The 2,627-nt window shown below is 45.8% G+C and carries 2 protein-coding genes; one reads left to right on the top strand and one right to left on the bottom strand.

Annotated elements, in window-relative coordinates; all coding sequences use genetic code 11:
- The coding region (locus tag ENN47_04880) for a bifunctional 2',3'-cyclic-nucleotide 2'-phosphodiesterase/3'-nucleotidase (GenBank protein HDP77517.1) at window positions 1-1,439 on the top strand (1,439 nt) is incomplete at its 5' end.
- A gap of 561 nt (window positions 1,440-2,000) precedes the next feature.
- Here the strand turns inward: ENN47_04880 and ENN47_04875 are convergent.
- A partial coding sequence (locus ENN47_04875; protein HDP77516.1) for a hypothetical protein occupies window positions 2,001-2,627 on the bottom strand: 627 nt, incomplete at its 5' end.

Below are 2,627 nucleotides of genomic sequence, written 5' to 3'. Positions count from 1 at the left end.
ACTATGACGTGGTTGGAATTGGAAATCACGAATTCAATTTCGGTCTTGAGTATCTGGACCTGGTGATAGCATCTGCTGATTTTCCAATGATTAGCGCAAATCTTTACAACGCAGACACCGAAGAGCTCAGGTACGACCCTTACGTGATACTGGAAAGAGAAGTCGATGAAATCCCAATCAGAATCGGCGTTATAGCCTTTCTACCTCCGGAAATTATGATGTGGGACAGAGTCCTTCTCGAAGGAAGAGTCTATGCTGAACCAATAGTAGACGCAGCTGCGAAGTACATTCCCAAACTTCGGGAGGAAGGTGTCGACCTCGTCATAGTCTCGCTTCACCAGGGAAGCTCAGACGCTGAAGCTATACTCGAAAACGTTGAAGGAATAGATGCAATTATCATGGGTCACAGTCACGGAAGAATTGCCGAAAAAATCGATGGAGTCCCCGTTACCATGGCTGGCAGCTGGGGGAGCGCTGTAGGATTGATCCATTTTCATCTTCTTAACCAGGATGGAAATTGGGAGGTCTTCTCTTCCTGCCCGCAGCTGTGGCAAGTCGATGAAAAGATTGAATCCGCGCCTGAGATAGTTGAAGCTGTTAAGGAACAGCACGAAGCAACCATTGATTATGTAATGGCTCCGGTAGGAACGACAACAGTACCAATCACGGGGTACTTCAGCAGAGTAATCGATAACGAAGTCACTCAGCTCGTCAACGAGGCTCAGCTCTGGTATGCAAGTGAATATTTCAGAGGCACCGATTTTGAAGGAATGCCTTTGCTTTCTGCCGCAGCACCATTCAGAACTAGCACCAATGTAGAAGCAGGGGACATAAGGATAATGAATGCAGCTGACATCTACATCTACTCGAACACTCTACACGTTGTGAGAGTGAACGGCATCGAACTCAAGGGTTGGCTGGAAAAGTGCGCCGAAAACTTCAACCAGATCGATCCAGGCAGCACTGAGGACCAGAACCTTCTCGCACGTTTCTCATCCTATAACTTCGACATTATCGAAGGAATCAATTATCAGATCGATGTTCGAAACCCTGTTGGGCAGAGAATTGTAAACCTGACTTATGAGGGCGAAGAAATAGAAAACGACATGGAGTTTCTTGTCGTGACAAACAACTACCGCGCAGGTGGCGGCGGCTATCATCTTGTCGACTCGGATATTGTCCTGTCATCGACAGTTGAGAACAGAAGCGTTATCATAGACTATATCATTGAAAAGGGTTCAATCACTCCCACACCATCCTATAACTGGTCCATCGCTCCTTTCGAAGCGGCCGGTAGAATCACCTTCACGTCCAATCAGGAAGCCGCATCTCTCATAGACAAACTCGGAATAAAGGGAATCAAATACATTGGAGACCGACTCTTCGAAGTAGATCTCGTAGAGCTAGCAGAAAACGTTCCGCAGACAGTCTCTAACTAGAATCACTTGCGTAAACAAGACCGGAGGTAAATATGCCTCCGGTTTTTTGTCATTCACTTACATATTCTCCAAGCTAGTACTGATGAGTAGACAGATAATCCACACTTTCGCGGCCCACGCATGTTGGGCAAGATAAAATACTTCGTATGGGCATCTCTTTCATTTCACACGTCCAGTCCCGAGCAGATCGGTAGTTAGTGAGATTCGACGAAGCGCTTTTTCGAGATGTCTATCCCGCTCCATGACACTTAAATGATCAGTCCGAAGGATCAGATTCCACTTCCTTTGCAAATGAAATGCGGATTATTCTTCATCCTATGATCCACCTTCTTAACTCGATTGACAATCCCACTCTTTGAACAGATTCACATCGTGCCAGGGAAACCACAGGCAAATAGATCCTTTGCAGCGTCACAACCCGTGATTTTGAACTTTTTTTGAGATCTCAATCCTGAGTTCGAAAGAAGATAATCCATCTTACCACTCTAAGAATATTTAAAATCCACGCAACGCATGAGTTCGGTAAATGGGACCATAATTCAAATCCACCCTTTTCTGTCACTAGATCGAATCTTCACCATTGCGCCTGTCGATGCTGATGTTCGAGTTACTGGTTTTCATAGTTATGAGGAGGCCGTTGCCTCCATTGAGTGTCCCTCTCAAGCTGGTTGAACTCGAACTGATTACGCCTACGGTAAGCCCCTTCAAATTGACGGTTCCATTGGTTGTAGACGCGCTTATCTCTGCACGAATCGAGTCATCTAGAAAGATTCCTATACTTCCATTAGTTGACAGCAGTTCAAGAACACCAGAATCTGGAAGGATCGCGTCGCAGGCAATCTTCGCGTTTGAGGTCTCAAAACTATTGCTATCACCGAGAAGTGTGACCTCAGTGATTGTAATTGCTCCGTTCGTTGAATTCGCCGAAACACTGAGAGTTCCCCTTTCAATTGTTATCGGAGCATTACTTGTCTCAATAATGAGGGTTCCAGATATTCCCTTTCCTTCAAACGCACCGTTGGTGGATCTAAGTTCCATGACTCCGGCGCATTCCTCGACAAAAATGGGCGAATTAGAGGTTTCAAGTGTCATGTTTCCCGAGACGGAGATCAGCTCCAAACCTCCATTGCTGCTTCTGCCTCTTATTGAGGCATTAAGTGATTTGAAAACCATTGCGCCGTTGCTTGT

Origin of the sequence: Mesotoga infera (assembly GCA_011045915.1) — a bacterium.
Lineage (GTDB): Bacteria > Thermotogota > Thermotogae > Petrotogales > Kosmotogaceae > Mesotoga > Mesotoga infera_D.
Note: the sequence above shows the minus strand (reverse complement) of the source record. Positions and strands in the feature narration are given on the sequence as shown.